We start from the raw sequence: 25,214 nt of genomic DNA, 5'->3' as shown, positions 1-25,214 counted from the left end.
AAGGCTCCTAAAGCCACGGTAAAAAATCAAGAGGCCTCAACAGTGGCTGTAGCACCGGTTGCTTTGCCTATAGCAATTCAGCCGGCTATTGTCGGCGGACAGCTTACCGGCTCGGCCAGCAGCATCGAGTCGCCCTTCATTGAGGTATACGGAGCACGCGAGCACAACCTGAAGAACGTTTCGATCCAAATTCCGCGTGGGCGACTCGTGGTGTTCACTGGTATTTCGGGTTCCGGCAAGTCATCGTTGGCATTCGACACGATTTATGCCGAGGGACAGCGCCGTTACATGGAAACCTTCTCCGCGTACGCCCGGAGCTTCATGGGCGGATTGGAGCGGCCCGATGTTGATAAGATCGAAGGGTTGTCGCCGGTAATCAGCATCGAGCAGAAAACTACCTCGCGTAACCCTCGCTCCACCGTGGGTACCATCACCGAGATATACGACTTTCTGCGTCTGCTTTACGCTCGCACGGCCGAAGCCTTCAGCTACGCCACTGGTGCTAAGATGATTCGGCAGAGCGACGACCAGATCATCAATTACATCCTGCAGCATTTCGACGGCAAGAAGCTGGTAGTGTTGGCTCCCGTGGTAAAGGGCCGGAAAGGTCACTACCGCGAATTGTTCCAACAGATTGCTAAACTCGGCTTCACCAAAGTGCGCGTTGATGGTGAACTACTGGACCTTACGGCTAAGATGCAAGTGGACCGCTACAAGATTCACGACATCGAAATCGTAATCGACCGGCTGGTGGTGAAGGAGGAGGATCGGTTCCGTTTGTCGGGCTCAGTGCAGAATGCGTTAACTCATGGCAAAGGCACCATGTTGGTGCTGGACCCCGACGAGAAAAAAGCAGACAAGAAAACGCAGTTTTTCTCGCGCTTTCTCATGGATCCCGTCACGGGCATTGCCTACGACGATCCGGCTCCAAACACGTTCAGCTTCAACTCCCCCTACGGTGCGTGCCCGGTGTGCAATGGCTTGGGCGAGGTGCAGGAAATAACCGAGGAATCGGTGATGCCGGATCGCAAGCTGAGCGTCAGCCGCGGCGGTATTGCTCCGCTCGGTGAGTACCGCGACATCTGGATTTTCCAGCAGCTGAGCGCCATTCTAAAGCGCCAGAAGTTCAGCTTGAGCACGCCCCTAGAGAAGTTGCCCGACGATCTGATTGAGCGACTACTCTACGGCATACCCGAAGACGACGAGGCTGACCCCAAAAAAGCTAACTATGCCGAACCGTTCGAAGGCATCATCCCGTTTTTGCGGCGCCAGATGGAGTCTGACTCTGAGAACATTCGGGAGTGGATTCAGCAGTACACGCAAGCCAAGGAGTGCCCCGAGTGCCACGGCTACCGCCTCAAGAAGGAGTCGTTGCACTTCAAAATGGACGATAAGCACATTGGCGAGCTATCGGTGATGGACCTGAACGAGCTAGCGAGCTGGTTTGAAGGTTTGGAAACGCGCTTGACCGACCGCCAGAACCTGATTGCGCGCGAATTGCTCAAGGAAATTCGCAAGCGCATTGGCTTCCTGCTTGAAGTGGGCCTCGACTACCTGAATCTGCACCGCTCGGTGCGGACGCTCAGCGGCGGGGAAAGCCAGCGAATCCGTCTGGCCACTCAGATTGGTACCCAACTTGTGGGCGTACTCTACATCATGGACGAGCCTAGCATTGGCCTGCACCAGCGTGACAACGAGCGACTAATTAAGGCCTTGCAGCATCTACGCGACATCGGTAATTCGGTGATTGTAGTGGAGCACGACAAAGACATGATTTTGCACGCCGATTACGTGCTTGATATTGGTCCGGGCGCGGGCATCCATGGTGGGCACATTGTGGCTTCTGGTACGCCGCAAGAGATATTCAATTCGGGTAGCCTTACCTCGCAATACCTCAGTGGACAGAAGCACATCGAGTTGCGTAAGAAAAAGCGGACAGGGGAAGGCACTGAACTAGTGTTGAAGGGTGCCAAAGGGCATAACCTGAAGAACGTGACCGTGAAGTTTCCGCTCGGCAAGCTCATCGCTATTACGGGGGTATCGGGTTCTGGCAAGTCATCGCTCATTCATGATACGCTCTATCCAATTCTTAACCAGCACTTCTTTAACGCTAAGCGTGAACCGCTGGCCTACGGGAGCATTGAAGGGTTGGACTTGATTGATAAAGTAATTGAGGTAGATCAGTCGCCGATTGGGCGCACGCCCCGCTCGAACCCAGCCACCTACACCGGCGTGTTCACCGAGATTCGGCAGCTGTTTTCGTCGTTGCCGGAGGCTAAGATCAGAGGATATGGACCTGGCCGCTTCTCGTTCAACGTAAAAGGTGGACGCTGCGAAACGTGCGAAGGTGCCGGTATCCGAACCATCGAAATGAACTTCCTGCCCGATGTGCACGTACCCTGCGAAACTTGCAAAGGCCGCCGTTACAACCGCGAAACCCTGGAAGTACGCTTCAAAGGAAAATCTATCACCGACGTGCTTGACATGACTGTCGAAAAGGCCGTGGACTTCTTTGAGTTTCAGCCCCGCATCTTACGCAAGATTCAGACCTTGAACGAAGTAGGATTGGGCTACCTCACCCTCGGCCAGCAGGCTACTACGCTTTCAGGCGGGGAAGCGCAGCGCGTGAAATTGGCTACCGAACTCAGCAAAAAGGACACCGGCAAAACGTTCTATATCCTCGATGAGCCGACTACTGGCCTTCACTTCGAGGATATCAGCCACCTTGCCGATGTGCTCCAAAAGCTGGCTGACAAAGGCAATACCGTCCTTATTATTGAGCACAACCTTGACTTGATAAAAGTGGCCGACCACGTCATCGATATTGGGCCCGAAGGGGGCGCTGCTGGCGGTACTATTGTGGCGCAAGGTACTCCCGAGCAAGTAGCCAAATCAGGTAAAGGCCATACGAGCCGCTTTTTAGCTGAAGAGTTGCGAACCAGTAAATACGCGGAAGCATAAGACTAAAGAAAACCAGTGCGAGTTTAAGCCTTGAATCTTGAACTCTAAAAGTTATGACCTTGGCAACAATAGAATGCCAAGGTCATGGCTTTTATATTAATATGCTGCAATACAGATGAAGTCAGTTTTGGTTACTGGCGAACCAAACGAGCCTGGTGGACAGTACCATCACCAGCCACCAGCCGCAATAAATACACACCTGCCTTTAGATTGCCAATAGGCACAGCTACAGTTGAAGCACGGATATTAGTAACGGATTGGCGCCACAGTAAGTGACCGATCATATCCTCTATAAGCACTTCGCCGTCTCGAAAGCCCGTTGGAAGTTGTAGCTCGACGTGAGCGTCAATGGCAGGATTTGGGAAAACATGCAATGGGTGCTGGCTGGTAGCTTTGCGCTGGCTTAGGGGGTTGTAGCTGGCTATTTTCGCTAGCATTAGTTGCGAAAATCGAATCTTGTTGGTGGTACTGGCAAAGCCGCCTATTGTATAGCCACCGTCTGCATCAGAAAAAAGACCAGTATAAGAGCCATCCGATTGGCCGTACCCACTAACTGGCGTCTGAAAACCTCTAGAACTTATGAAGTTACCATTGCTTGTGTAGTGCTCTACTGGAGCATTTGAAAAGCCACGCCCAGGACCGGCTGGATAAAAGCCAGTTCCGGACACGACAATATTACTTTGAGCGTTTTCAATAGCAACGTTAACTCCCGCAACTCTCCCAACAAAAGGACCGACTCCGCCTATTATCGGTTGATCAAAGATCCACGTCACATTTCCTGCTGCCGCTATTTTGATTAAAACTTGTCCGACAATTAGGATACCCCATCGGCGGTAGGTATAGCTAATTTAAAACCTCTTCTATTATTAATGGGATTGACTTGTTCAAAGCTATTAGTGCCGTTTTCAGTAATTGTCGCAATACCAAGAATGTCGAAATTATTAAAAGAAGAGAGTGTTGGGGTTCTACCCTCTGTGAATAACTTATAATTGTTCTGCTGTCTTACAAGGGAGATAAGACCATTAGGTAGATCTAAGATATAGTTGTTTGAGTTTATTAAGCTGCCCACACTCTGGCTCCACAGAATCTGCCCGGTACTTTGGCTCAGCTTTGCTATGTGCGTATCGCTTATAGCATAATTTGTACTAAAAAGCTGATAAGCTACTGTGTAGTTTCCATCTGATGCTATTACAGGATTAGTGGTAATTGCGTTTTGCATCGGGCTTACCAGTCCGGTTTGACGCACCATTGAGTGTGTCCAGAGCGTGTCACCGGCAACGCTGAGTTTTACTACGTGGTGGCCGAAACTCAGTACGATGTTGCCTTGCGAATCTTGTAGGCTTTTTAAACGTGGGTACGACCGGAAGATGGGCGTAGGCCGTAAGGCAAGGTTCAACGGTCGCCATTTAGTCCAAAGTGTATCACCTTGCTCATTGGTCCGTACTACACTTAAGGCCGTATGGGCACTGTCGACATTGTGCAAACCTATTAACAGGAATCCTCCTGCCGATATTTTGTGCACATTGGCATCCTGTGTGGGTAGCCTTTGCGGATACCAACGTTGCCAGGCAAATCCATCGGTGGATAGGGCTTGTGCTTGCGCTGTGCTAGTAGCTCCCAGCAACAATAGGAGCAGTAAGTATCTGTGAAACATGTAAATAATATATTAGTAAAGCTGAATTTATGTACTTATCTGTTGACCGACAAAAACTAAGGTGACTTACGTTCTAAGTAGTCGTAGCTCTCAAATAAAAAGCCGCTAACAAACGGCGACTGGCGAAGAATAAATTAGGCAGCACGGTTAGCTGTTTCCCTCGGGTTCAGGGTGAACATGGTCTCGGTAAGAGGAAGTGCACAGTAGTAAGGAAACTGAATTCCAAAGCAACGACAGGGTACTATATAGACTGATATTTTAATCTTATTGAATCACCAAGCGACGGCTGTATATACGCCCATCCGCAGCAGTTAAGTGTACAACGTACGTACCCGCTATTAATCCTGTAATTGGTAGCTGCGCAGTAACATTGGCCACACGATATGGCTGGCCATGAAGGCGGCCAGCCAAGTCATAAATTCGTACTTCTCCAACTGTTTTGGTAGGCAAACTGAGTGTAACGACAGCCTGGCTGGCTACCGGATTAGGATAGAGCGTGAGATTTTCCGATTTCACTCGGCCAGTAGCAGTTGCTAAAGGCGTGTAGGCTGGCAAAGCCGCCAAACCAAAGCCACCAAAGTTTCCTGAAACAATGTAAGGCCCAATGGAAGATGCACAGATAGAATAAGACCGTCCATCCGTGCTCACAGGAAGTGAAACCTGTTCTCTAATGGATTGAGATTGCATATCGTTGGCTACTCTTTGCAGAAACATGAAAGTAAGAGTGGGGCCACCAGGATACGATCCTGTCACATATTTTTTAATTCCAATAATGTTGTTTTGACTGTCTTCGGTTAGGCAAGTGATTATTCCTGGATCTGAATCATATAAAGAACCAATAGTATTTCCTTGATCATTAAGCTTGATTAAGTTACCGTTGTCCGAAGCAACGAATGTTGTGTTCGTACGGCTGAATATGGATCTAACAAAGGGTAACCCTGAGACAGCGGTATTGCGAATAGATGATGCACTGCCATTCTCGTTAAGTAAAATGACCTTGTTATCAGACGTGGTGGCTATAAATAGGAAGTAGCCGCTAGCTCTACGGGCAAGCATTGGTCGCCAACTAAGTGTAACAGGAACAGCGGAAATAGCTGACAAAGCTGGCGTCAACGAAGTGTCCCAGATGGTTTGGCCAGTACTTCCATCGAATTTAAACGCGCGTAGATCGGGGAGTGTACTAGTGCCAGTTTCAGTCTTTTGGCAAACCACTACACAGTGTCCATCAGGACCGGTGACCATTTGAGTGGCAAACATCTGCCCAGCAGAAGACTGTGGGAAATATCGTGTCCACACGGTATCACCGTTAGCAGTGAGCTTGGCTACACCGTAACTATCTGCTATCATAATGTTGCCCTGCGCATCGCTTGAAAATTTTGCGTTGCCTTGGATAGGCTTATCAGCCCGGAGTAAAGTTGTTTTAGTTGATAAAAGGGTCCCTTGCAAGTTGGTGCGTACCAAGTACACTTCCCTACGATTTTGAGGATTAGGAAGAGCACATATTGCCACGAATCCACCGGCCGGATGCTCACAAACAATGGATGTATTTCCATCCAGATTATTGTCAATAGGAGTTTGAGAAGTGATAGTTCTCCAAATGGGCGTTATTCCCCACTGAGCTTGGGCCAGCCAAGACTGAAGAACGAAAGTTGTGATAAGCAGAATTTGACGCATAGTATATAAAAGTTGAAAAGTAACAGCAGAAATACAATACTAGCTTATACGTACTGTGTTCGAAGCGTTATATGAAGCTTAGCAATTGTATTTTATTGTTGTATTTATATAAAAGGATCGTTAGCGAAAAGCTAAAAAGCGAGAAACAAACAGGTATTAGATTAGCTATTGATAAGTGCAAGACCTTTAATGAGTAAAAGTATTGTTCAGCAACTCTTGTGCTTACTCAATACAAACTAAACGAACTGGATATTAAAATCTCTACGCAGCATTGTGCGGTTTTCGCAGATGGCGTTTTAGATGTAACTCCTTGGTTTATCATTGGATATCTAATGTATATGGCAGTGATTCTTCAGTTCACAACTGCGTTAAATAGTCTGCTTTCTTAAAAGTTAATCGGAAGCTTTTGCTTTGCCAACTCGATAAGTAATAATCTATAATCTATGTGAGTTGCGTATCTACCTGTTGCTTGTATTCCCGTTCTAATCGCCGGTACCTACGCTGATATAGATAGAAGACCGGAGCTAACAACGTAGGTGTCATACGCAATAGCCAAGGCGGCGCAATAGGCATAAATCCTAGCGATATACTAAATAGAAATATGAAGGGCGAAAGCATCGGCCGCACAGGATCGAGGTCGGGATGTTGTCGTTCGATAGGATGTACCACATTGGCGATTGAGCTACGCAGATAAAACTGCATCCGAACTTGCACAAAGCCAATAAGAAGGATATTTGTCGCATATAGCACCCACGGTGTACGGAGCATAACGTATTCGCTTTGATATGCGGTAGTGAAAGGCATAAGTACAATGCTGAGCAAAAAAAGGATGTTTAACCACAGCAGTCGGGGGGTAGCACGTATTACAAACCGATAAATTCGGTGGTGAGCCAACCAATAGATAGCGATAATGAAAAAGCTTAAAAAGAAGCCTACAAACCGAGGGGTTAGAATTGCTAAACCTTTTAAAGCTGCGTGCTCTGTGGGGTGATGTAATTCTGGAACCTTTAATTCAATAGCTAGCAGCGTTATAGCAATAGCAAAAACAGCATCAGTAAAGAGCATGAGGCGTTCCAATTGAAACGCTTCCCGGTTATGCTGAGCATTTTCGTTGCCATCCATAAAGCATTGATATATGGGAGAAAGGTTACCGAAATCAGTCAAATATAGAATTTGAGCTATTAAAGAACCAAAAAAGCCGTTGTCCAATTAAGGCAACGGCTTTTTTCAACTGTATAAGAACAAACTAGAGCTTGCTTCTTACATCATGCCCGAATGCTCTTTCGACATGGTCAAGTGTTTCTCGATAACGGGCGTGGTCTTCGTAATGAAAGTCTGCAGATCCGTGTCCTTGGTCATGGCTTTGTGAGCAGCCATCGTGTTCAACGTTTTCTGATGGTCTATTACCATCTGATCCATGAACTTCTTCTCTAACTCTTTGCCGGAAAGCTTACGCATTTGTTCGGCTATAGCTTTGTGCTCGGCATCCATGTCGGTGGGCAGCGTCACATTCTTCTTCTGAGCTATAGCTTTCAGATTAGCTGTCGAGTTAGTATGATCGGTGATCATCATGTCGGCGTGGGTTTTGGCCATGCCGGTAGCACCTTTCTCTAGCACAAGCTTGCTAAGCTGCATTTCGTTCTGGTCGCTGTGCGCCGCCGACTTCATAAAGGTTGGGTCGTCGGTGTGTGGGGCAGTCGGACCACTTGGGTCAGCCATGGCCGCGCCGCCAGCTGCGCTAGCAGAAGCAGTGTCGCCACTCATACCACCAGTGGCCGAAGAATCCATTACACCGGCTTCGGTGTTGGTTGGAGCACTACCAGTAGCACTATCGGCGCCAGCGGCGCTGGTGTCGGAAGACTGACTACATGAACCAAGGGCCAAGAGGCCAAGACAAGAGGCACTAAAAAGAAAGCGTTTCATAGCGAATTGCTGTTGAGGTGTCGGAAAGTAGAACGTACTCGGTTTGACGAACTTAGGTTATGGACGAGCTTGCCCTGTGCTGTCCGCGGCCATAGCTGAATCAGCGTCTGCAGCTACTGTTGGACCCGCATCGTTGTCGATTATAGTGGCATCAGCTTCTACTCCTCCTTCATCGGCCGCTTTATCGATGTCGCTTACGGCTTCGCCAGCGGTACCATCGGTCCGCTTTTCGGCGTTGCCACAACTGCTAAATGATAGAATCGCGGCTAAAGCGAGTAGAGAAAGAAAATTAGTTTTCATGGGTGTTGTGGTAAGTAGTATGGTAAGAAGGATTACTTAGGCAATTTGTCGGCCGCTTGCTCGAGGGCTTCACGATGTTTTTTAAGGGCAGGAAGGTATTTTGCTGCAAAAGCTCGGATATCACCATCATACGCTTCGTCGCTCATATCATCGAAGTCATTGACGGCGCGTTCATGGCTGTCGTCCAGTAGGTCGAGGTATTTGCGGTCGAAGGCCGGGCCATTTAGCGCTGTCAGTTCACCTACCCGTTCTGCTTGGTCTTTGCCTAAGTTGGCAGGCAACACTATGCTCTTGCGGCTGGCTACTGCCTTTAAGTCGGTTTGCATAGGCGCATGCTCAGCGACTATGGTCTGCGCTACAAATTTCACGTCGGGCGAAGTGGCTTTGCGTTGTGCTATCTGGCTTAGCTCCAGATCTAGCATACTGCTGCTAGCAGCCGTCACCATGAATTCCGCGTCGCGCTCTTGCTTTTCAGTTATTGCTTCATTGCCGATGCGCTTCTCGTTCTGAAATTTGGCTTCCGCAACTGGGTCTTTGTTGCTTTCTCCCCCTGAGCAAGCGGTGAGTAGGGGCAGGGTCGCTAGTGCCAATAATTGGAAACAACGCATAATTTCAGGCTTTTGTGCAAGTGATATGTATGGAGATATACGGTAAGCTCCGCTAGCGGTTGGGATCGAGCAATAATTGAGCTTGCAAATCGGAGTCAACAATGGAATCGAACCGTAGCAGGTACTAAGTGAAGTCTAGTTAGTTGATACTAGAGTACATACTAAACCGTAGGGCCTCACCTCAACTTGAGGTAAGACCCTGCGGTTTAGTCTTAATAGTAGGAGGCTAAAGCTCGAATAGGATAGGCCGAGCGAAGCGAAATCCTAGCTGTTTTCACGCCTCAGCAACACTTCCGCCAGTAGTAAATCTTCGGGAGTAGTAATCTTCAGGTTGCAATAGTCACCCGGTACAAGGCGGATGGGGTGTAAGTCTTCCACCACGCTGGCATCATCGGTGAAAGTAGCAAGTTCAGGCAATTGATAAGCTCGACGCAGCAAGTCTATTTCAAAACATTGGGGTGTCTGCACGAGCCGGAGACGGGCGCGGTCTAGCGCGTAGGAGCCTTGCTGACTCAATCCTCTCACCGAGTCTTTGGGCGGTACGGCAGCTATAGCCGCTCCGTGCTCGGCGGCAGCGGCATAGGTGTTTTCGATAACTGCTATAGGCGTCAAAGGACGCACACCGTCGTGCACGGCCACTACGCCGTGTTGGTAATCAGCAAGGTGCGCAAGACCATTGCGCACTGAAGCCCACCGTGAAGCGCCACCCGCTACTACAGCATGCGGAATTTCAATGTTATGAGTTGCACACAGCTGCTGCCACGTCACAAACTGATCGGACGGGAGCACTACTACTATAGCGATTACCCCCAATGTAGGCTCTGCAAATCGGCGAAGCGTGTGCAACAACACTGGTTCGCCACTCAATTCCAGGAACTGCTTGGGCCGGTCAGCTCCCATGCGCGTGCCACCGCCACCGGCTACCAGAATAGCAAAGCGCGGTACTGCCGCAGCGGAATCGGAGGGAGAAACTGTACTTGAAGCAGTAGTGGACATACTATCTCGGGGCAAACTAGTTAAGTGAAGGGTAAAGAAAAGCCCCACCACCGCAAGGTAGTAGGGCTCTTCTTGATTACTGAGTTATTCAGTTACTCCGTTGCTTACAGAATGAGCATTGCGTCGCCGTAGCTGAAAAACTTATACTTCTCTTTGATAGCTACATTATATGCCTCAATCAGAAGCTCATAGCCCGCAAAGGCGGCGGCCATCATCATCAGGGTGCTCTCCGGGGTGTGGAAGTTGGTGAGCAGCGTGTTAGCAATTTTGAAGTCGTACGGAGGAAAGATGAACCGGTCAGTCCACCCTTCGTTGGCTTTGAGACGAGAGTTAGCTGACACCGACGATTCCATGGCGCGCATGGAAGTAGTGCCAACAGCGCACACGCGCTTTTTGGCGTCGAGGGCACGGTTTACTACCGCAGCTGAAGTACCGGGCACAATGAAATTCTCGGAATCCATCTTGTGCTTGGTTAGGTCTTCTACATCTACGGTGCGGAAGGTGCCTAACCCTACGTGCAGCGTAACGGGTACCACTTCTACGCCCCTGATTTCGAGGCGCTTCAGTACCTCGCGGGTGAAGTGCAAACCAGCAGACGGAGCAGCTACAGCACCGGTGTGCTTAGCATAGATAGTCTGATAACGTTCCTTGTCAGCGGGCTCGGCGTCGCGGGTGATGGATTCGCGGGGGAGGGGAGTTTCGCCCAGATTGTGCAAAGCTTTGTAGAACTCCTCATCAGAACCATCGAACAAGAACTTGATAGTCCGGCCGCGAGAAGTGGTGTTGTCGATAACTTCGGCTACTACTTCACCCTCGTCATCGAAATAGAGTTTGTTGCCAACGCGGATTTTACGAGCGGGGTCCACCAGCACATCCCACAGGTGAATTTCTTTGTTCAGTTCGCGAAGTAGGAACACTTCGATCTTAGCGCCGGTTTTCTCTTTGTTGCCGTAGAGGCGGGCCGGAAATACTTTCGTGTCGTTTACCACGAATACGTCGCCCTCGCCAAAGTATTCAATTATGTCTTTGAACGTGCGATGCTCAATCTTGCCACTGTCGCGGTGCACCACCATCAGGCGTGATTCGTCGCGGTTTTTGGCCGGGTGTTGGGCCACCAGGGCTTCGGGCAAATCAAACTTAAACTCGGAAAGCTTCATAGGGGCAGGTAAGGCAAAGGCAATAGCTAGGGAAGCTAAAGAAAATTTGAGTCGGCGAAAGTACGCAACCTAGCTTGATTTATCGTTACTTTTCGCCTGAAAAGGTGAAATTGTGAATTTGCGAAAAGATGGGTTTGACCTTTAAATGCCATTATTTGCACCAGCCCAACGAACTTCCATTTCCCGTTTCCCTACCGCCCTACTTCACCTCATGAAAGCTCTGCGCCTGACTTTAGAAAGCTTCCGCTTCGCGTGGCAAGCACTCAAAGCGAATTTGTTGCGCACGGTGCTTTCGTTGCTTGGCGTGACGGTGGGTATTTTCGCCATCATTGCCGTGTTCACTGTGGTCGATTCACTGGAGGCCAATGTGCGCCAGAGCATGAGCTTTGTGGGCGACAAGGTAATTTACGTGATGAAAATGCCGTGGACTTTCGATCAGCCCGACTATCCGTGGTGGCGCTATTTCCAACGGCCAGCCCCGACCGTGCGCGAGTTCGAGTTGCTGCAACGCAGCCTTTCCAACAACCAAAAGGGAGTTGCTATTTATGCGGCAACCGGCGGCAACACGTTGCGCGTGGGCTCCAACAGCATGCAAGACTGCGCGCTCATGGGCGTCACCTACGACTACCGCAACGTATCCGACTTGCCTATCGATGAAGGCCGTTATTTCACCACGCAGGAAATGGAATCGGCTCGTAACGTAGCCATCATTGGGGCCGATATTGCTACCAATTTATTTCCAAATGGCTCGGCACTAGGGCAGGAATTCAAAGCGCGCGGGCTGACTTTCACAGTTGTTGGTGTAGTAAAGAAAGAAGGCAAAAAGATTCTTGATACGCCTAGCAACGATACTAACTGCGTTATACCCTTTGGTGCCTTCACCAAGCTGTTTACTCTGAGCACTAACGGCTTAACGGGTGTTACGCCTACTATCGCCGTGAAAGGGCGCGAGGAGGACGCTGGCTTGCTGGACTTAGAGTATGAAATGAAGGGGTTGATGCGCAATATCCGCACCCTCAAGCCCCGAGAGGAAGACAATTTCGCTTTGAACCGGCCCGAAATGCTGACCAATATGGTTGGCAAGCTCTTCTCTGTTATTGGTATTGCTGGAGCTGTAATAGGGTCCTTTGCAATGCTGGTGGGGGCTTTGGCATAGCCAACATCATGTTTGTATCGGTGAAGGAGCGCACCAACATCATCGGTATTCAGAAGTCATTGGGCGCCAAGAACTACTTTATTCTGTTTCAGTTTCTGTTTGAGGCCATTTTCTTGTGTCTCATAGGGGGCGCGGCTGGTATTTTTCTGGTTTGGCTGCTCACGCTGATACCACAGGATATCACGCCTATTCATTTATCAGGCTCCAACATCACATTAGGGCTTACTGTATCGGTGGTGATTGGGGTATTAGCAGGTATCATTCCGGCTGTGCTAGCAGCTAACCTAGACCCCGTTATTGCTATTCGGAGCAAATAAATAGCGAGTACCATCTAACTTTTCTTGAACTTATATCCGTTGGTTATGCGTCGTATTACGCTGGACCGATCAAGCATTCTGCGTGCTGTTTCCGAATTAGAATTCTATTTCAAAGAGCTTCGAGCTGGCTTTAATAATATGGCGAGCACTCGAACGATGTAGCGGCTAGTATAAGTTGAGACTATAGCGAGGCGTACTTTTTCGGGAGCACAACCATCATGCTATGTTAACAAAATGTTAATTTGCACCCCTGTACTTTTAGCCGCTCTATTTGCGTGGGGCGGCTTTCCTTTTTTCAAATTCCCCAACCTTAGCAACCTGGCTTTATACCAGCCTTGCCATTTTATGAAAGTTTACTAGTAATGTCTAAGCTCAAAAAAACCAGCCGTACCAAAGCCTCCGACGAGGCCCTGAATGCCGGTAGCGGCCAAACCATCCGGCAGCCGGATGTCAACAACAACAAAGTCACTAGCATCAGCGACATCCGCGAGCAAACACACGGCGTGCGGACGTTACAGCTAGACGATGAGCAGCGCATTCGCAAAGCCTTCGTCGATAAAGACTGGAACGAAATCAAGATTGCCGACTCTTGGCAAATCTTTAAAGTGATGGCTGAGTTCGTAGAAGGCTTCGAAAAGATGTCGAAAATTGGGCCGTGCGTGTCTATTTTCGGTTCGGCTCGCACCAAGCCCGAGAACCCTTATTACCAGATGGCCGAGGAAATTGCGGCTAAGCTAGTGCGCCACGGTTACGGCGTAATTACGGGTGGTGGCCCTGGTATTATGGAAGCTGGCAACAAAGGGGCGCGCTCCGAGGGAGGCCGCTCCGTAGGCTTGAACATTGAGCTGCCATTCGAGCAATTCAATAACATCTACATCGACCCGGACAAAATTATCAACTTCGACTACTTCTTTGTGCGCAAGGTGATGTTTGTGAAGTATGCCCAAGGCTTTATCGGCATGCCCGGTGGCTTCGGCACCCTCGACGAACTGTTCGAAGCCATTACCCTTATTCAAACCAAGAAAATTGGGCGCTTCCCTATCGTGTTGGTAGGTACTGCTTACTGGAAAGGGATGTTTGAGTGGATCGAGCAAGTAATGTTGAACGATGAGCACAATATCTCGCCCGAGGATTTGCACTTGGTGCAACTAGTGGACGATGCTGCATCAGCGGTGAAAATTATCGACGACTTCTATTCTAAATATTTGCTTTCGCCTAACTTCTAGGGCCACACGTATCAATTCTAAAAGCCAACTCTTCTGTAGGGAGAGTTGGCTTGATTGTTTATATTCAGGGTATTATATGCATCGAACTTTAAACTTGTTCACAGAAAAGTTAGATAAAACCAAATAAATTGTATTTTAGGGTCTACCCTATACCTGTCAAAGCTATGCAGCAAACTTCTACTACGCGTGACGTCCGCGACGTATATATTGTACCACGTTGGGCAGGCGCACCGCAAGACGATTGGTATCCTTGGCTATCGGAGCAACTAGAGGCCGTAGCTGCCGAAGATGGATTCGACTACCGTATTCACAAGCTGGCAATGCCCTCCTGGGACCTGCCTGTCATTGAGAAAGCGGTGGACTATTTGCAGGAAGTGTTGCCGGCTTCCTCATTGAATTCGCAAGTAATACTAGTGGGTCATAGTGTGGGTTGCTTGGCTATTCTGCATTACTTGGCCAATGTGTCTAAGTCCAACCCCGAATCTCAGCAGGTGGGCGGAGTGTTGTGCGTTGCGGGTTGGTTTTCGGTAGATAGTCCTTGGCAAGACATTTTGAATTGGATGGATGCACCCATCGAATATGAAGCAGCGCGTCGGCTTATTCCGGAAAACAAGCTGATTGTACTGCTCTCCGATGATGACCCGTATACGTCAGGCTATCAAGAAAATGAACGCCTTTGGGTGGAGCGGCTGCATTCGCAAGTCAGCATCTTGCCCGGTCGGCAGCATTTTAGTGCCCAGCTCGATTTCGACGTGCGCGATGCTGTACGTGACCTCGCTGGCGCTATGCCCGCCATGGCTTCCTAGCTAGCCAAGTAACAAATAAGGCTGCTACACTAACTTGCAACAACTGCTTTGTTCAAGCGGTTACTCCCTGTGGCAGCAACTTTCGACTACGATTATATAATAGCGGGCGGCGGCGCGGCCGGACTTAGCTTGGCCTACTGTATCAGCCAAGAGCCCCGGCTGGCTGGTAAGCAGGTGTTGCTGATTGAGCCGGAAGCTAAAAACCAAAACGACCGAACTTGGTCGTTTTGGGCCGATGCCCCCACTCCGTTTGATGGGATTGTCGCACACGAGTGGGAGCAGATTGCCTTCCGGAGCCCTCAGTTTGAGCAGGTTTTCAAGTTGGCGCGCCACCGCTACAAGATGATTAAAGGGCTAGACTTCTACAATTTTGTAGGGCAAGCGCTGGCTGCTTCGCCACAACTAGTGCGGGTAAAAGGCACCGTAGAAACGATTGAGGATACTGCTGCCGGGGTGGTGGTGCACACGAGTGCGGGTACCTTCAGGGCCCGCTATGCCTTCGATAGTCGTCCTCCGCAGTTCCAGAAACGACCCGATAAGTACCGCTACCTGCTCCAGCATTTTGTGGGATGGGAGGTGGAAACTACCCATGATGTCTTTAACCCGAAGACGGTAGAGTTCATGGATTTCCGCGGCGAGCAGCAGCAAGAAGCCCGCTTCATGTATGTGCTGCCTTTTAGCGAACGGCAAGCTTTCGTAGAGTACACGCTCTTTTCAGCTGAGCTTCTGCCTAAAGCAGCGTACGAAGCGGCTATGCGAGAGTATCTGCAAAAGCTGGGTGTAACTGATTTTAAGATTGGGTACGAGGAGGTGGGCGCCATTCCTATGACCGACCATCCGTTGCCTCCGGCGGCAGGACGCCACATCATCAACCTTGGTACTCGGGCAGGGCGAGCTAAACCAAGCACCGGGTATGCATTCAAGCGGATACAGGCCCACTCAGCCCACTTGGTGCATGCGTTGGCGGCTACCGGCCATCCGCCCACCGACCTAACAGGCGACCAATGGCAGTTCAGTTTGTTTGATACCTTGCTCCTCGACATCATGCAGCGCCAAGGCGAACAAACGCGCGACATTTTCACAGAGCTTTTCACCCGCAATACCCCGAGCGCATCTTCGATTTTCTGGATGAGCGCACTTCGTGGAAAGAGAATTTTCAGGTAATGAACTCTGTCACGCCTTGGCCGTTTCTGCGGTCTATTGCGCATGTGCTGCGTGGCCGGCCGGGGCAAAGAACTGCTAAGTAAGACTCTGAGTTTTACGCGTCAAACCAATAGACCGAGAACGTTGTGCCCTCGTTTACGGTACTAGCAACTTCCAAGCGTCCGCCCCGGCTCGTGATGATGCGCTGCACCAGATAGATACCCACCCCGGCTCCGGCTACGTGCGGGTGCTGGCGCGTAAACGGTTGGAAAACTGGAGTTGGTGTGTCCGGCAATTCCATGCCTAAGCCATTGTCTTGCACGGTTAGAATGGGCTGGTTGGTAGCGGAGAGGCTGCTCTGTACCTGGATGTGCGGCGGACGGTCTGGGTGAGCGAACTTGAGGGCATTGCTAAGCAAGTTGTGTAGCACCGAGCGCAGGTTGGCCCGCCCATAGGTGAGTGTAGGAACTGCTTTAAAGTTCAGTTCTATTTCCGCTTGCGACTCCAGCACTTGCGCCCGCAGCCCTAGCAGAACCTCATCGGCCACGCTGCGCAAATCCAACGACTCAGTAGGTGCGGAAAGGCCACGCTGGTCCTGCACCGTAGCCGCTAAATCTTGCAGAGTAAGGTCTAACTGACGCAATGCCTCGTCGACCATCGTCAGGATTTGACTTTCCTGCGGGTCGTCGAACGAGGCACTGCGGCGCAATTCATCGAACAGGCCCCGCAGGTTGAACAAGGGCTGCTTCAGGTCGTGCGAGGCAGTGTACACGAATGTATCTAGGTCGCGATTGGTGCGGGCTAGCTCGTCGTACTGGGTTTGAAGCACTTCGCGCAGGCGGTGCTGGTCGTCTACGTCGGTACAGGCGCCGAACCACCGCAGGCCACGGGCATCAGTCAACTGCCGAGCCCTAATGATGTGCCAGCGGTAGCGCCCATCGTGCCGCCGCATCCGAAACAAACCCTCGTACGACTCGCCGGTAGCAATGCTGTGTACCCAACGACGAGCGGCATTGGCCTGTTCACTAGCATGCAACAGGTTGATCCAGCCAGTAGGACCCAAGTCTTTGCTTGGCAGACCCGAATACTCTTCGGAATATTGGTTGTAATAGTCTACAAACCCTTCGGCGGTAGCTGTCCAAATAAGCTCCGGAATACTATCGGCCAAAAACCGTAGCTCAGCCTCGCCCCGGCGTAACGCTTCAGCTAGTTCACGCTGGTCATGAATTTCGGTAAGGGCGCCGTGCCAGAAAACGGCCTTATCGGGGCGTGCAACTCGGGTAGGGCTCTACTGAGCACCCATCGGTATTGGCCATCGTGGCGGCGCAGGCGGTACTCGTAGCTCCAGCCGATTCCAGCGTTGCGAGCGGCATCGGTCTGATACAGCACCCGTAGCCTATCATCGGGGTGGATGAGCAGTGGCCACATGGCATTGAGGTCAGCAGTTGGGGGCTGGCCTGTGAAGTAATACCACTGCGGGCTTACGTATTCGTAATTGCCTTTGGCATCAACCGTGAAGGTGATTTGGGGCACAGTTTCGGTTAGTACCCGCAAGCGCGTATCCAGACGGCGAGTTTCGATGGCTAATTCGTGGGTCCTTTGCCGAGCCTCTTCCTGCCCCGTTACATCTACGGCAAATAGCAACAAGCCAGTTACCTCCTCGCCTCCTTCACGCACCGGCTCCAACGCAATATCAAAATAGCGAAGACCAGCCTGCTCGTTGTTCGCGTAAGGTAGCCGATACGCCTTAGCCACATACGGCTGGCCACGCTGGTATACTTCCTGCATTACCTCCAATAGATCAGACGGCAACGTGCCGGGGCAGTCCGTTATGGGGAGTCCCTCGATAACAGATGCCCCAAAACATCTTGCATAGCCTCATTCACAAAGCCATATCGCAACTCAGGACCTTGCAGAGTAGCGACACCAGCCGGCATATGCCGAAGAATGTCTTGCAGTTGCTGCTCACGCATAGTCAGGAATTGGGAATACAACGAGGGGATGCCGTCATCACAGGATGCGGAGTAAGGAAAGCCGAAGTGAGTAGAGGCATCTAGGCTTGCGGCAATACTGAAGTAGCTGAGGCGTCGGCGCCGAACACCGCTAACCGCACTAAATCTATTAGGGTAGCATCAGCTATTGTCAGGGAAGAAGGAGCCAGGGGCACGTGACTAGGCAACAAAAAGCCCTGTAACTGCTCGAATCCGGCCGCCTCTAAGGGGTGAAATGCCATCGACCATTCTGAAAAGCTGCGTATGCTGATCGGTTTATCGACTAGCTTCATGACATTGGAATGCCGCCCATCACGGGAAATTTTCTCGAATAGCGGCTCCAATACCTCGGGCTCCCCCTCAATGAGTTGTGCAATGTTGCCGTGGCTGTAGAATAGTACCCCAGTTACGTTATTCTGGGCATTATCGCGACGGCATTGATTTAGTAAGAGCTGTAAGTCGTGGTCGGTGAGCGGACGCACAGCCCGGCTGATATAGATAATGTGAATCATGCGTGATGAACTGTGGAGCTTTCTACTCTCTGGGGTTGTACGGATTTCGCAGATTAAGTAGAAGCTCGTCAGCAATGTAGGCAAAAAACGTGGCGCGCATTCAGCTAGACAACTGGCGAGATGCTAGCGAAATAGTGAACTCATCCTGAAGGCAGAGGTTTTCAAAAACTTGCTTATTGCTAATGGCTCCCACTCACATACCGCTTGATGACAACTATTTCAGTGAGGCGGAGGAATTGGCTAGCACCAAGAAGTAGCACATTCATGAACCCTAGACAAGCAACGGCAAAACACGCGGAACGGCTTGCGGCCCGCAAACAACAATTGCGTTTAAAGCGAGCCTCGTGGCACAGGTCTATACCGGTGAAGCTTCCAGAAATTCTTTGGTAATTCGGACTGCATCGGCGGTTAAGGGCTCCAAGCGCGGTTGGGAAGCTGACAAGTTGAGCAGGTAGCCCGATAAAGCCAGCAAGTTGTCGAGGTCGTGGGTAATGCAGAGCACGGTTTTGTGCTGCTCTTCCACCCAAGCTTGCATCAAATCGAAGACGCGACGCCGGTAATAGACGTCGAGTTGCTGCGTGGGTTCGTCGAGCAGGTAAAGCGGGGCATCTTGCAAACTAAGTTGCGCTAGCCATACCAACTGTTGCTCGCCACCCGAAAGCAAAGTGAAGTCTTGTTCAGCTAAATGAGTGGCTCCAACACGGGCCAGAGCAGCATCTGCCAATTGATAATCGAGGGGCGAATAGGCACTAAAGAACCCATGCTGGCGGTAGCGGCCCATCACCACCAATTCACGCACCCGAATCGGGAAGCCCACAATGGTGCGTTGGGGTAAGTAGGCAAGTAGACCTTCTGCGGCTGGCCGCCGGGCAGTACGCAAGTCATGACCCGCTAGCTGGATATGGCCCTCGTAGGGTAACTGCTTAGTCAGGGCCCGAAACAGCGTGGTTTTACCGCAGCCGTTGTGGCCCACAATAGCGACAAACGAGGGCACGGGTATCTCTAAAAAAAGATTGCGGAGCAGAACGCGTCGTTCATACCCCGCAACCAAATTTTCGATAGTCAGAACTGAAACCGCGGACATAAGAACCGAGATAGTAACAGGCATGAACACCGACTAAAGTCAATGTTCCGGGTTCTGAAATCCAACTGCTACAGCGCTAGACTTAGTATTCGTCCTCGTTGAACATGAAGTCCTCTTTGGTCGGATAATCCGGCCACACTTCCTCAATGCTCTCGTACGGCTGACCGTCGTCTTCCAGAGCCTGCAGGTTTTCCACTACCTCCATGGGCGCACCCGAGCGGATAGAATAATCAATGAGTTCATCCTTGGTGGCGGGCCAGGGAGCATCTTCCAGGTACGAAGCGAGTTCCAGCGTCCAGTACATAAGCGTGTGAGGTACTTAAAATGGTGGTCAAAAGAAAGGTAATCTCGGCTATCAAAAATCCGGCCGAGGCATTTTAACTGACAACGTGACTAGTAACGTCTTGTTGTAGATGGCAGCAACGTAAGATAGCCGCGAAGGTTGGGCTACGCAACTAAGCGCTGCCGCAACATTTCGATTAGGTCGTTTTTAGTGCGAATTTTTCGTTCGAATGCGCGGATTTTGCCTTGCAGCATCTGCCGGAACGCATCGTTGGCGGGCGCAGAGCTAAGTTTCCCAAGGTTTTCTTCCAAGGTCAACTGCTCTTGTTGGTCGTACTTAATGAAGTCGCGCAGGGCTTGCACGCGCATGTTCACTTGCTCGTCGGGTTTGGCAGTGGCATTCTCGGGGCGCTTGCGGATGTAGTGCTCCAACGCGCTCAGTTCGAATACTCGGTCGCAGGCCAAGATAAACTGCTCCCACACCCGGTCGGATTCTGGTCCGCGCACGGGGCCAACCTTCTTCCAAGCGGCTTGCAACTCTTTGGCGCGAGCTACCGCCTCCGACATCGGGCGGTTGAGCAGTTCTACCGCCTCGGCTACCAAGGCCCGCTTACGAGTGAGGTTGTCATCGGTAGAGCTTTCCCGCGACTCGTTGCGCTTGCTCTCGATATGCACTTTCAGGCGCTCGAAAAAGTGGTTGTGGGCAGCGCGGAACTGCGTCCAGAGGTCGTTGGCTTGCTTACGGGGTAGGGAGCCCCCACTTCCTTCCAATCTTGCTGCAGCTTTTTGAGCTTGGCCGTGGTGCCCTCGAAATCGGTGGAATTTTGCAGGCCTTCCGACTGTCGGATCAAGCTCCGGAACTGGTCGGCGGCCCGGTTGGTCATGGCCTTCTTCTCGTTCTGGAAGGCTTTGCGCCGTACAAAGAATTCGTCGGCAGCCACCCGAAAACGATTTTCCAGCTCGTCGGTAAGCTGCTTGTCTACGGGGCCGGTCTTGATCCAGGCCTGGCGTAGCTCCTGCAGTTCGTCGCCGGCGGTTGCCCAATCGAGGGCGTTGTGCAGGGCTTCCACCTGCTGAATAAGGCTGATTTTAGTGGCTAAATTTTTCTCTCGGTTGCGGGCCACCGTTACTTTGATGGCCTCTTCGGCCTCGGATAGGCGACGGTGCAGGCTCTCGAAGTCGCCGAGCGCATCGTAGCTGGCCACTTGCTCCTTGAGGTGCAGGGCCTTCATCAGGAAAGAACCCTTGTTCTCGGATTCTTCGATTTTCTGCAGTAGATCTTCAACTTTGCCCCGGAATAGCTCGAAGCGGTTGGCAAAGTACAGCAAGGAAGCATCGGCTGATTCTTTCACTTGCCCCACTTTGCGGGCCGGCAGATTCATAAAGGACTTGAGCCACACCTCGTCGCCCTCAATGTAGCCGTAGCGGCGGGCTTCTGCCAGCAGGTGGTCTTGTTGTTCCATAAACTCAAATAACGCGAAGGCGAATCGGTGGTGGTGGGATGAAAGAGCGCGGTTGTAGTACCTAAAATCGAAAGATGTGCAAGTTTACGTCTTGTTGCAATATATGCTGCATTCTGCATAGGTGGCAAACCAAGCAGCGGCTGGCTACCTTTGGCAACCGTGGCAGTTGCGAAATACCCGTACAGCCGAACGTAAGGCCGCTTCGGAAGGTTGAGCAGACGCTTGCCGCAAGAGGCCAATCCTCTTAAAAATAGCACTTTTGATAATCAAGCGCCCACACCACGTATGAATTATTGGCAGCCTTTAGCCTAGTAAGTATCTGCCAACCAACTGGCCGCCAACAACTCACTTCTGACAACCAACACGCCACACTTCACTTTCTTATAAGCCGCTTAGCTACCTTTCCGGTATAAGCCGAAGCTTATAATCTAATTCAATCCTTTCCGCATGAGCGACCAGCCCACTATTATTTTCTCCATGGCGGGGGTAAGTAAGATTTACCCGCCTCAAAAACAGGTTCTCAAAAACATCTACCTCTCGTTTTTCTACGGCGCCAAAATTGGGGTGCTTGGCCTCAACGGTTCTGGTAAGTCAAGCTTGCTGAAAATCATTGCCGGCGTCGACAAGCAGATTCAGGGCGACGTGGTGTTCTCGCCGGGCTACTCGGTGGGTTATTTAGAGCAGGAGCCGCAACTCGACCCCACCAAAACGGTGATGGAAGTGGTGCAGGAAGGCGTGGCCGAAACCGTAGCGTTGCTTAAAGAATTCGACGAAATCAACGAAGCCTTTGGGGCCGAAGATGCCGACTTCGATAAGCTGCTGGAGCGCCAAGGCACCGTGCAGGAGCGTCTCGATCAGCTCGACGCCTGGAACCTCGACAGCAAGCTGGAGCGCGCTATGGACGCGCTGCGCACACCCGATGCCGACGGCATCATCGGCAACCTGTCGGGTGGGGAGAAGCGCCGCGTGGCCTTGTGCCGCCTGCTGCTCCAAGAGCCCGATGTGTTGCTGCTCGACGAACCTACCAACCACCTCGACGCCGAGAGCGTGCTGTGGCTGGAGCAGCACTTGCAGCAATACAAAGGCACCGTTATAGCCGTAACCCACGACCGGTACTTCCTTGACAACGTGGCTGGCTGGATTCTGGAGCTGGACCGCGGCGAAGGAATTCCGTGGAAAGGCAACTACAGCAGCTGGCTGGAGCAGAAGTCGAACCGCCTAGCGCAGGAAGAGAAAACCGAGAGCAAGCGCCAGAAAACCTTGCAGCGCGAGCTGGAATGGGTGCGCATGGCCCCTAAAGCCCGCCAAGCCAAGAGCAAGGCTCGTATTGCTGGCTACGACAAAATGGTGAACGAAGACGCCAAGGAGAAAGAGCAGAAGCTGGAGCTGTTTATCCCGGACGGACCGCGCCTCGGTGGCCAAGTGATTGAGGCTGAAGGATTGACCAAGGCCTTCGGCGACAAGCTGCTGTTCGAGAATCTAAGCTTCAACTTGCCGCAGGGCGGTATTGTGGGCATTATTGGGCCGAACGGCGCCGGCAAGACCACGCTATTCCGCCTCATCACGGGCCAAGTAGCGCCCGATGCCGGCAGCTTCGTGGTGGGCCCCACCGTGCACGCTGCCTACGTCGATCAGCAGCACGAAAACCTGGACCCCACCAAGTCGGTATTCGAAACCATTTCGGGCGGTACCGAGACTATGCTACTGGCCGGCCGGCCGGTGAATTCGCGGGCCTTCGTGAGCAACTTCAACTTCCGTGGCGGCGACCAAGAGAAGAAAGTAGCCATGCTGTCGGGCGGTGAGAAAAACCGCGTGAACTTGGCTACTACGCTCAAGCAGGGCGCCAACCTGCTGCTGCTTGACGAGCCCACCAACGACCTGGACGTGAATGCCATCCGGGCCCTGGAAGATGCGCTAGAGAACTTCGCCGGTTGTGCTGTTATCATCAGCCACGACCGGTGGTTCCTCGACCGGCTGGCCACCCACATTCTAGCCTTCGAAGGCAATTCGGAAGTGGTGTGGTTTGAAGGTAACTTCTCGGATTACGAAGAGGCCAAGAAGAAGCGCCTCGGCGACGTAGAGCCCAAGCGCGTGCGCTACAAGAAGCTCGGTTAAATTATTGTTAACAATAAAAAACTGCGGCCGGAAGTAATTCCAGTCGCAGTTTTTTGTTGCTGATGTTCTGTCCGCTACCCTTGTTCCCGTGGTTTAGTGAGGCATGTGGTTGATTTTCGATTCATCCAAATCGAGTTGGGCTTCTTGGTGACGTAGCATTTCTTCTTCGAACACGTCCTCGCGGCGCAAGACAAACAACTCTTCCCGCTGCACTTGCAGCACATCGAGCAGCACTTTGTGGTAGCGTTGCAAGGCCAAGCGTTTGGATTCGTCGTAGTCGAGGGATTCCAGCAGCGTGCCGGTGCGTTGGGCTTCGGCCTGCATGCGGTGCTGAAGCGCGCCAATTAGCTCGTTGTCCTGCACATCTGACTCGTAGTTTTTGGCTAAATGGGCTAGTGCTACGCGGCGCAGGCGCAACCGGATACCGGCTTCCTGCTCTTCGGCTGGTATGCGCTCTTCCATGTCGGCCACGCCCGTCAAGCGAATGATGGCTGGCAAGGTAAGGCCCTGAAATACCAGCGTAACCAGAATCACGACGAAGGTGATAAACAGAATCAAGTTGCGCTGGGGAAAGGCCTGGCCGTTGCTCAGCAACAAGGGCACCGACAGCGCTGAGGCCAAGGATACTACACCCCGCATCCCGGCCCACCCCAAAATCAGAGTGCCTTGCCAGCCCGGGCTCGTTTCGGAGGCTCGAATGCTGGGAAACAACCAGCGCGGCACGAAAGCAGCCGGGTACATCCACACCAGTCGGATCAGGATGACTATGCCACTGATGGTGAGACCGTACGTGATGGCCTGTTGAAGGGAATAGCCGTCTAGCCCTTGCACCACTACGGGGAGCTCCAGGCCAATCAGGATAAAGACCAGCCCGTTGAGTACGAAGCCTACGCTACTCCAAACACTATTGGTTTGCAGGCGAGTATCAGCATCAAACACTCGATGCGACCGAAACGACAACAGCAGCCCCCGCTGACCACGGCTAGCACGCCCGAGAAATGGAATTCTTCGGCCAGCAGGTACATTACGTAGGGCGCAATGAAGGTAAGCACCGTGTTGATGCTAGGCGTAGTGGGGAAGTAGCGGTGAATCAGGTAGAACAGGTGCGCCACGGCCAACCCAATAGCTATGCCCATGCCACTGGCCAGCAAGAAACTGGTTGCCGCTTCTTGCCACACAAACGTACCCGATACCACGGCAGCTAGCGCGAAGCGGAACACAATCAAGCTACTGGCATCGTTGATAAGGCTTTCACCTTCCAAGATGCTTGTTACTCGGCGCGGCACTTTTATGCCCTTCAACACGGACGTAGCAGCTACCGCGTCGGGTGGGAGATGATGCCCCTAGCAAGAACCCTAAAGACAAGGTGAACCCTGGAATCATGGCCTTGGATACGTAGGCAATGATGGTAGACGTAAAGAATACCAGTCCGAAAGCCAGCAGCATGATGGGTCGCCGCCACCGCCAAAAGTCTCGCCACGACGTGTCCCAAGCCGCTTGGTAGAGCAAAGGCGGCAGGAAGATCAGGAAGATCAAGTCCGGGTCGATGGTGATAACCGGCAGGCCCGGTATGAAGCTGAGCGCTAAGCCAGCGAGTACCAGAAAGATGGGGTAAGAAATGCGCAGCTTCTGGCTCAGCATAACGAGCAGTAGCATGGCAAAAAGAAGTCCCAGTACTAGTAAAACAGTTTCGTGCAGCGCGTTATCGTGCATTCGGTGGAAGGAGCTAAGGCAGCATGACGAGCTGCGTTCTGTAGCCGGAAAGGTAGCCGCTCGTCAGCAGAAAGTCTACGGCTAAGGCCAAGACCCGCTTCTGCTGCTACTCTTCTCCCACAGTTTTACCTCC

Annotated in this window: 24 protein-coding genes and 1 pseudogene; 6 read left to right on the top strand and 19 right to left on the bottom strand. The window is 51.6% G+C overall.

Going from position 1 to position 25,214, the window contains the following annotated elements:
• The first annotated feature begins 87 nt into the window (after positions 1-87).
• Positions 88-2,961 (top strand): excinuclease ABC subunit UvrA, encoded by a 2,874-nt coding sequence (gene uvrA, locus MUN86_RS21285; protein ID WP_375379510.1) that lies wholly within the window; start codon positions 88-90, stop codon positions 2,959-2,961.
• 131 nt (positions 2,962-3,092) lie between these two features.
• Here uvrA and MUN86_RS21280 read toward each other — a convergent pair whose 3' ends face one another.
• The 9 genes from MUN86_RS21280 to queA all read right to left on the bottom strand — a co-directional run bounded on the left by MUN86_RS21280 (position 3,093) and on the right by queA (position 11,273).
• Positions 3,093-3,734 carry a T9SS type A sorting domain-containing protein gene (locus MUN86_RS21280; RefSeq protein ID WP_245119991.1) on the bottom strand — a complete coding sequence of 214 codons (642 nt, stop codon included), beginning with the start codon at positions 3,732-3,734 and terminating at the stop codon, positions 3,093-3,095.
• Between the two features lie 41 nt (positions 3,735-3,775).
• Positions 3,776-4,210, bottom strand: a complete 435-nt coding sequence (locus tag MUN86_RS21275) for a hypothetical protein (RefSeq protein ID WP_245119990.1) — start codon at positions 4,208-4,210, stop codon at positions 3,776-3,778.
• 669 nt (positions 4,211-4,879) lie between these two features.
• A complete protein-coding gene (locus MUN86_RS21270; RefSeq protein WP_245119989.1) occupies positions 4,880-6,289 on the bottom strand; it encodes a T9SS type A sorting domain-containing protein in 1,410 nt (469 codons plus the stop codon).
• Positions 6,290-6,730: 441 nt separating this feature from the next.
• The gene (locus MUN86_RS21265; RefSeq protein WP_245119988.1) at positions 6,731-7,498 is read right to left on the bottom strand and encodes a TMEM175 family protein; all 768 of its coding nucleotides are present in this window, start codon (positions 7,496-7,498) and stop codon (positions 6,731-6,733) included.
• A gap of 51 nt (positions 7,499-7,549) precedes the next feature.
• Positions 7,550-8,212 carry a DUF4142 domain-containing protein gene (locus MUN86_RS21260; RefSeq protein ID WP_245119987.1) on the bottom strand — a complete coding sequence of 221 codons (663 nt, stop codon included), beginning with the start codon at positions 8,210-8,212 and terminating at the stop codon, positions 7,550-7,552.
• A 57-nt stretch (positions 8,213-8,269) separates the two neighbouring features.
• On the bottom strand, positions 8,270-8,512 hold the full coding sequence (locus MUN86_RS21255; protein WP_245119986.1) for a hypothetical protein: 243 nt from the start codon (positions 8,510-8,512) through the stop codon (positions 8,270-8,272).
• A gap of 32 nt (positions 8,513-8,544) precedes the next feature.
• Positions 8,545-9,120, bottom strand: a complete 576-nt coding sequence (locus tag MUN86_RS21250) for a DUF4142 domain-containing protein (protein WP_245119985.1) — start codon at positions 9,118-9,120, stop codon at positions 8,545-8,547.
• Between the two features lie 264 nt (positions 9,121-9,384).
• The gene (locus tag MUN86_RS21245) at positions 9,385-10,116 is read right to left on the bottom strand and encodes a 2-C-methyl-D-erythritol 4-phosphate cytidylyltransferase (RefSeq protein ID WP_245119984.1); all 732 of its coding nucleotides are present in this window, start codon (positions 10,114-10,116) and stop codon (positions 9,385-9,387) included.
• A gap of 104 nt (positions 10,117-10,220) precedes the next feature.
• The gene (queA, locus tag MUN86_RS21240) at positions 10,221-11,273 is read right to left on the bottom strand and encodes a tRNA preQ1(34) S-adenosylmethionine ribosyltransferase-isomerase QueA (protein ID WP_245119983.1); all 1,053 of its coding nucleotides are present in this window, start codon (positions 11,271-11,273) and stop codon (positions 10,221-10,223) included.
• 211 nt (positions 11,274-11,484) lie between these two features.
• Here queA and MUN86_RS21235 point away from each other — a divergent pair.
• The 4 genes and pseudogenes from MUN86_RS21235 to MUN86_RS21220 all read left to right on the top strand — a co-directional run bounded on the left by MUN86_RS21235 (position 11,485) and on the right by MUN86_RS21220 (position 15,942).
• Positions 11,485-12,746, top strand: a pseudogene (locus MUN86_RS21235) (ABC transporter permease).
• 362 nt (positions 12,747-13,108) lie between these two features.
• Positions 13,109-13,972, top strand: coding sequence for an LOG family protein (locus tag MUN86_RS21230; protein ID WP_245119982.1), 864 nt, complete (start codon positions 13,109-13,111; stop codon positions 13,970-13,972).
• Positions 13,973-14,136: 164 nt separating this feature from the next.
• A complete protein-coding gene (locus tag MUN86_RS21225; protein ID WP_245119981.1) occupies positions 14,137-14,778 on the top strand; it encodes an RBBP9/YdeN family alpha/beta hydrolase in 642 nt (213 codons plus the stop codon).
• Positions 14,779-14,847: 69 nt separating this feature from the next.
• Positions 14,848-15,942 carry a lycopene cyclase family protein gene (locus MUN86_RS21220; protein ID WP_245119980.1) on the top strand — a complete coding sequence of 365 codons (1,095 nt, stop codon included), beginning with the start codon at positions 14,848-14,850 and terminating at the stop codon, positions 15,940-15,942.
• A gap of 94 nt (positions 15,943-16,036) precedes the next feature.
• Here MUN86_RS21220 and MUN86_RS21215 read toward each other — a convergent pair whose 3' ends face one another.
• From MUN86_RS21215 to MUN86_RS21185, 7 genes are all read right to left on the bottom strand, one after another.
• Positions 16,037-17,149 carry a sensor histidine kinase gene (locus MUN86_RS21215; protein ID WP_280640653.1) on the bottom strand — a complete coding sequence of 371 codons (1,113 nt, stop codon included), beginning with the start codon at positions 17,147-17,149 and terminating at the stop codon, positions 16,037-16,039.
• A complete protein-coding gene (locus MUN86_RS21210) occupies positions 17,128-17,733 on the bottom strand; it encodes a PAS domain-containing protein (protein WP_245119978.1) in 606 nt (201 codons plus the stop codon). The genes MUN86_RS21215 and MUN86_RS21210 overlap by 22 nt, the downstream gene beginning before the upstream one ends.
• A gap of 241 nt (positions 17,734-17,974) precedes the next feature.
• Positions 17,975-18,424 carry a BLUF domain-containing protein gene (locus MUN86_RS21205; protein ID WP_245119977.1) on the bottom strand — a complete coding sequence of 150 codons (450 nt, stop codon included), beginning with the start codon at positions 18,422-18,424 and terminating at the stop codon, positions 17,975-17,977.
• 355 nt (positions 18,425-18,779) lie between these two features.
• A complete protein-coding gene (locus tag MUN86_RS21200) occupies positions 18,780-19,508 on the bottom strand; it encodes an ABC transporter ATP-binding protein (protein ID WP_280640552.1) in 729 nt (242 codons plus the stop codon).
• A gap of 82 nt (positions 19,509-19,590) precedes the next feature.
• Complete coding sequence (locus MUN86_RS21195) at positions 19,591-19,812, bottom strand: DUF2795 domain-containing protein (protein WP_022821757.1); 222 nt, start codon at positions 19,810-19,812, stop codon at positions 19,591-19,593.
• 143 nt (positions 19,813-19,955) lie between these two features.
• Positions 19,956-20,465 carry a DUF349 domain-containing protein gene (locus MUN86_RS21190; RefSeq protein ID WP_245119975.1) on the bottom strand — a complete coding sequence of 170 codons (510 nt, stop codon included), beginning with the start codon at positions 20,463-20,465 and terminating at the stop codon, positions 19,956-19,958.
• Between the two features lie 2 nt (positions 20,466-20,467).
• The gene (locus MUN86_RS21185) at positions 20,468-21,253 is read right to left on the bottom strand and encodes a DUF349 domain-containing protein (RefSeq protein WP_245119974.1); all 786 of its coding nucleotides are present in this window, start codon (positions 21,251-21,253) and stop codon (positions 20,468-20,470) included.
• A 447-nt stretch (positions 21,254-21,700) separates the two neighbouring features.
• Between MUN86_RS21185 and ettA the strand changes: the two genes are divergently transcribed.
• Positions 21,701-23,368, top strand: a complete 1,668-nt coding sequence (gene ettA, locus MUN86_RS21180; protein ID WP_245119973.1) for an energy-dependent translational throttle protein EttA — start codon at positions 21,701-21,703, stop codon at positions 23,366-23,368.
• Between the two features lie 93 nt (positions 23,369-23,461).
• On the opposite strand, the gene MUN86_RS21175 is transcribed toward ettA, so the two are convergent.
• From MUN86_RS21175 to MUN86_RS31905, 3 genes are read right to left on the bottom strand one after another with little or no spacing between them, the layout of a single operon-like run.
• Positions 23,462-24,307: a cation:proton antiporter gene (locus MUN86_RS21175; protein ID WP_375379450.1), complete on the bottom strand. Its 846-nt coding sequence runs from the start codon at positions 24,305-24,307 to the stop codon at positions 23,462-23,464.
• Complete coding sequence (locus MUN86_RS32465; protein WP_375379449.1) at positions 24,256-24,672, bottom strand: cation:proton antiporter domain-containing protein; 417 nt, start codon at positions 24,670-24,672, stop codon at positions 24,256-24,258. The genes MUN86_RS21175 and MUN86_RS32465 overlap by 52 nt, the downstream gene beginning before the upstream one ends.
• Complete coding sequence (locus MUN86_RS31905; protein ID WP_375379448.1) at positions 24,620-25,024, bottom strand: cation:proton antiporter domain-containing protein; 405 nt, start codon at positions 25,022-25,024, stop codon at positions 24,620-24,622. Before MUN86_RS31905 ends, MUN86_RS32465 begins: the two co-directional genes overlap by 53 nt.
• Positions 25,025-25,214: the final 190 nt, after the last annotated feature.

Source organism: Hymenobacter volaticus, assembly GCF_022921055.1.
GTDB classification, from domain to species: domain Bacteria; phylum Bacteroidota; class Bacteroidia; order Cytophagales; family Hymenobacteraceae; genus Hymenobacter; species Hymenobacter volaticus.
Note: the sequence above shows the minus strand (reverse complement) of the source record. Positions and strands in the feature narration are given on the sequence as shown.

Bases quoted from the DNA above. Each gene is read 5' to 3' on its own strand.
- MUN86_RS21275 (WP_245119990.1), bottom strand. From the start codon at position 4,210: ATGGTGCGTCAAACCGGACTGGTAAGCCCGATGCAAAACGCAATTACC.
- MUN86_RS21270 (WP_245119989.1), bottom strand. From the start codon at position 6,289: ATGCGTCAAATTCTGCTTATCACAACTTTCGTTCTTCAGTCTTGGCTG.
- MUN86_RS21260 (WP_245119987.1), bottom strand. From the start codon at position 8,212: ATGAAACGCTTTCTTTTTAGTGCCTCTTGTCTTGGCCTCTTGGCCCTT.
- MUN86_RS21255 (WP_245119986.1), bottom strand. From the start codon at position 8,512: ATGAAAACTAATTTTCTTTCTCTACTCGCTTTAGCCGCGATTCTATCA.
- MUN86_RS21250 (WP_245119985.1), bottom strand. From the start codon at position 9,120: ATGCGTTGTTTCCAATTATTGGCACTAGCGACCCTGCCCCTACTCACC.
- MUN86_RS21245 (WP_245119984.1), bottom strand. From the start codon at position 10,116: ATGTCCACTACTGCTTCAAGTACAGTTTCTCCCTCCGATTCCGCTGCG.
- queA (WP_245119983.1), bottom strand. From the start codon at position 11,273: ATGAAGCTTTCCGAGTTTAAGTTTGATTTGCCCGAAGCCCTGGTGGCC.
- MUN86_RS21230 (WP_245119982.1), top strand. From the start codon at position 13,109: ATGTCTAAGCTCAAAAAAACCAGCCGTACCAAAGCCTCCGACGAGGCC.
- MUN86_RS21225 (WP_245119981.1), top strand. From the start codon at position 14,137: ATGCAGCAAACTTCTACTACGCGTGACGTCCGCGACGTATATATTGTA.
- MUN86_RS21205 (WP_245119977.1), bottom strand. From the start codon at position 18,424: ATGATTCACATTATCTATATCAGCCGGGCTGTGCGTCCGCTCACCGAC.
- MUN86_RS21200 (WP_280640552.1), bottom strand. From the start codon at position 19,508: ATGTCCGCGGTTTCAGTTCTGACTATCGAAAATTTGGTTGCGGGGTAT.
- MUN86_RS21195 (WP_022821757.1), bottom strand. From the start codon at position 19,812: ATGTACTGGACGCTGGAACTCGCTTCGTACCTGGAAGATGCTCCCTGG.
- MUN86_RS21185 (WP_245119974.1), bottom strand. From the start codon at position 21,253: ATGGAACAACAAGACCACCTGCTGGCAGAAGCCCGCCGCTACGGCTAC.
- ettA (WP_245119973.1), top strand. From the start codon at position 21,701: ATGAGCGACCAGCCCACTATTATTTTCTCCATGGCGGGGGTAAGTAAG.
- MUN86_RS31905 (WP_375379448.1), bottom strand. From the start codon at position 25,024: ATGCTACTGCTCGTTATGCTGAGCCAGAAGCTGCGCATTTCTTACCCC.